We start from the raw sequence: 4,466 nt of genomic DNA, 5'->3' as shown, positions 1-4,466 counted from the left end.
CGGCCGGCCGCGGCGCCGTTTCGTACCGCTCGACAGCGCCTCGATATGTCGGACACCGCGCGGGATCTCGTTCGCGGAGGAGCGGTGCCCCTCTCTGTCTCCGTCAACACCCCTGGCGTCAAAGGGAAACACCCGTCATGCGCGACCGTTGACACCCCTCACCACGCGTCACTACCGTCTCGGCAGGATTTCGGACGCGTGCCGAAATTTCGAACGTGACGAAGAGGCAACTTCTCCCGCAAGGAGCCGCATCGACATGAGGACCAGTAGCGCTACGCATGACGGCTGCGAACACAGCCGGGCCGGCCGAGGCGGCCACCGGGGCAGATCCGGGCCGTGAGTTCCCGTTCAGTACGTCGACGGCATCGAACGGAACATGACGACACGCCTACGCGCTGTGCGCCGCACCGACGCACGCAGTACGGCCATCCCTAGGGGTCCACTGCCATGCAGCACTCGTCTTCCCCCCACCAGCCGGCCCACCTGCCCAGGAGCGTCAGCCGCCGCCGGATTCTGGAGGGCGGAGCCGCCGGCTTCGGCGCGCTCGCCCTCTCCGCCCTCCCGGCCGCCATGCCCGCAGGCGCGGTCGCAAGCGCCGACTCCGCCTCCGCTGCCGGGGACCCGCCGGCCAACGGCTACCCGGAGTGGAACAACAACATCGCGCTCTTCGAAGTCGGTTCTGAGCCGCCCCACACCACGCTCATGCCATACGCGGACGTCGACCAGGCCCTTGCCGGCGACCGGACACGCTCCCCGTGGCGGCTCGACCTCGACGGGACGTGGAAGTTCGCCTACGCCGACCGTCCCGACGACCGCGACCCCGACTTCCACCGGACCGACCTCGACGATCACTCCTGGGACACCATCCCCGTGCCGTCCTGCTGGCAGCTGCACGGCTACGACTTCCCGATCTACTCCAACATCACGTATCCCTGGGCCGGCGCCAACGGCCTGGGGGAGGAGGCGCAGCCGCCCTACGCCCCCACCCGCTACAACCCCGTCGGCCAGTACCGCCGTACCTTCACCGTTCCGAGGGGCTGGGACGGACGGCAGGTGTTCCTGCACTTCGAGGGGGTGAAGTCCGCCCACTACGTGTGGATCAACGGTAAGCCGGTGGGGTACCGCGAGGACTCCTACACCTCCGCCGAGTACGACATCACCCCGCACCTCGAACGAGGCCGCAACCAGATCGCCGTGGAGGTCTACCGCTTCTCCGACGGCGACTGGATGGAGGACCAGGACATGATCCGGCTGAGCGGAATCTTCCGCTCGGTCCACCTCTTCTCCACCCCGGCCGTCCATCTGAGGGACTTCAAGCTCGACACCCCGCTCGGCGACGGATACACGACGGCCGAACTGTCCGTCACCGCCTCCGTGCGCGCCTACGGCGACGGCAGCGCCTCCGGGAAGGGGACGTACACCGTCGAGACCCAGCTCTACGACGCCGACGGACACCCCGTCTGGTCCCGTCCGCTGCGGCAGCCCGCCGACCTCGGCTCCTCCCCGGCCGGAAGCGATGTGACCGTGAAGGCGGCCAGGGCCGTCCCGAAGCCCGAACTGTGGTCCGCCGAGCATCCGAACCTCTACACCGCCGTACTGCGATTGCGTGACCCGGCGGGCAGGGTGACCGAGACACTGTCGCACCGCGTGGGCTTCCGCGAGTTCGCGATCGAGGACGGACTGATGCGCATCAACGGTAAGCCCGTCTCCCTGCGCGGCACGAACCGGCACGAGATGCACCCCGAGCGGGGCATGTCGCTGACCCGGGCGGACATGGTCAAGGACATCGAGGTCGTCAAGCGGCTGAATCTGAACTCCGTCCGCACCTCCCATTACCCCAACAACCCGCTGTGGCTGGAGCTGGCGGACGAGTACGGCCTGTACCTGGTGGACGAGACCAACCTCGAGACCCACGGCATCCGTGACAGCTACCCCGGCAACCACGCCGACTGGACCGAGGCGTGCGTGGCCCGCGCCAAGAACATGGTCCACCGCGACAAGAACCACGCCTCCGCCGTCATATGGTCGCTCGGCAACGAGGCCGGCACCGGCTCCGCCTTCGTCGCCATGCACGACTGGATCCGTTCCTACGATTCCACCCGTGTCATCCAGTACGAGGGCGACGACCGCCCCGGGATCAGCGACATCCGCTCGGAGATGTACACCAAGCCCGCCCAGGTCGAGCAGCGGGCCAAGGACACCGCCGACACCCGGCCGTTCGTCCTGATCGAGTACTCCCACGCGATGGGCAACTCCAGCGGCAACTTCAAGAAGTACTGGGACGTCATCCGCAGTCACGACGTCCTGCAGGGTGGCTGGATCTGGGACTTCGCCGACCAGGCACTCGTCTGGCCCACGCCGACGCGCAAGCTGTTCACGGATGCCGGCCCCGGTGCGGTGACCGGGGAGATCCTCGCCCCCAGCGGCACATTCGACCGGGACAAGGGCGTGTACGGGGGAACGGTCTTCGGACGCGACGCGGGCCTCGACATCACCGGCTCACTGACCCTGGAGGCGTGGATCACGCAGAAGGTGACCGGCCGTCACCAGCCGATCCTGGCCAAGGGGGACACCCAGTACGCGCTGAAGCAGACGGACGGCAACCTGGAGTTCTTCATCCACTCCGGCGGCCGGTGGATCACCGCGAGCTGGGCACTGCCGGAGAACTGGACCGGCACCGAGCACCACATCGCGGGTGTCTTCGACGCGGCGGCGGCAACGCTGACCCTCTACGTCGACGGCGAGGCCAGGGCCACCAAGGCGGCCCCCCAACGGCCCGACAGCAACAACACGCCGGTAGCGATCGCCACCGACGCGGACAACTGGACCCGCGAGTTCAGCGGCACCGTCCGGCGGGCGCGCGTCTACGCCCGGGCCCTGACCGCGGCCGAACTCGCATCCGGCTCCCGTGGCCCCGGCGACGACGGCGTGCGGCTCTGGTTCGACGCCGCCACCGTCGACTTCAAGGAAGTCCGGCCGTCGGAGCCCACGTTCTACGCCTACGGCGGTGACTTCGGCGACAACCCGAATGACGGCAGTTTCAGCGCCGACGGCATCGTCACCGCCGACCGCGGGCACACCGGCAAGGCGGCGGAGATCAAACGGGTCCTCCAGGCGATCAACGTGGCGACCGCCGACGGCGACGCGGCCTCCCGGCGGATCACCGTCACCAACGAGTACCTGTTCACCAACCTCCGTGAGTGCAACGGCAGCTGGACCGTGATCGCCGACGGCAAGGCGGTGCAGCGCGGAAAGCTGACCCGAGCCCAGCTCGACATCGACCCCCTGTCCAGCAGGACCGTCACCGTCCCCTTCACCCTGCCCGATGCCCCTGCGCCGGGCGCGGAGTACTTCCTCCAGCTGTCGTTCACCACCAGGGAATCCACGAAGTGGGCGAAGGCCGGATTCGAGGTGGCCGGGCAGCAGCTCGCCCTCGACGCAGGCAGCCCGGCCGTGACGCCCCGGCCGCTCGACTCCGTTAGGGCACTGAGCTATCGGGACGACGGCGACTCCGTGACGGTGACCGGCGAAGGCTTCTCCGTCACCGTCGACAGGAGCACCGGCGTCATCACCTCCTACGAGGCGGGGGGCGACCAGCTGATCACCTCGGGACCCGCCCCGAACTTCTGGCGCGCCCCCACCGACAACGACACCGGCAACGGCCAGCCCGGCCGGAACGGCACCTGGCGCTACGCGGGCAGCGACCGGAAGGTGACGGGAGTCCAGGTACGCGGGCTGCGCGACCGGGCGGTCGAGATCACCGTCAGCGGCACCCTGCCGACCACGACGGAGTCCACCTACACCACTACGTACACGGTCTTCGGCAACGGCGAGATCAAGGTCGACCACACACTGCACCCGGGCTCGTCCGGCCTTCCGTACATCCCGGAGGTCGGCACGCTGCTCTTCCTGCCCGGCCGTCTGGAACACCTGCACTACTACGGCCGTGGCCCGGAGGAGAACCACTGGGACCGCAACAACGGCACCGATGTGGGCCTGCACTCCGGCACCGTCTCCGAACAGTGGACCCCTTACGTCCGCCCGCAGGAGAACGGCAACAAGACGGACGTGCGGTGGGTGGCACTGACGGACGGCAGGGGCAAGGGACTGCTCGCCTCCGGCGAGCCGCTGATCGAGGTCAACGCCTCGCACTTCACCCCGGAGGACCTGTCGGAGGGCGCCCGCCACGACTACCAGCTGACCCCGCGGAACGAAGTCGTACTGCGGCTGAACCACCGGCAGATGGGTGTGGGCGGTGACGACAGCTGGGGCGCGCACACGCACGACGAGTTCAAGCTCTTCGCGGACAAGGACTACTCCTACACCTACCGGCTGCGCCCTCTGACCGGCCTCGACGGTGCGACGGCGGCGTCGCGACGGCCGACGGCGACGGAGTCCCCCGCCTGACGCGGTGACGGTCGGGACGGGGGGCGCCCCCCCAAACACGGGGGGGCCGCCCCCCGCGC

1 protein-coding gene is annotated in these 4,466 nt (G+C 68.9%); it reads left to right on the top strand.

The window, feature by feature from the left end; genetic code table 11:
- The first annotated feature begins 447 nt into the window (after positions 1-447).
- Positions 448-4,407, top strand: coding sequence for a glycoside hydrolase family 2 TIM barrel-domain containing protein (locus ACFWFI_RS41270; RefSeq protein WP_387400876.1), 3,960 nt, complete (start codon positions 448-450; stop codon positions 4,405-4,407).
- Positions 4,408-4,466 lie beyond the last annotated feature (59 nt).

It is taken from the genome of Streptomyces sp. NPDC060209 (assembly GCF_042728155.1).
GTDB lineage: Bacteria > Actinomycetota > Actinomycetes > Streptomycetales > Streptomycetaceae > Streptomyces.
The sequence above is the reverse complement of the archived record's forward strand: the minus strand, read 5'-3'. Positions and strand labels throughout refer to the sequence as shown.

Coding starts and splice junctions, on each gene's coding strand:
- ACFWFI_RS41270 (WP_387400876.1), top strand. CDS start 448: ATGCAGCACTCGTCTTCCCCCCACCAGCCGGCCCACCTGCCCAGGAGC.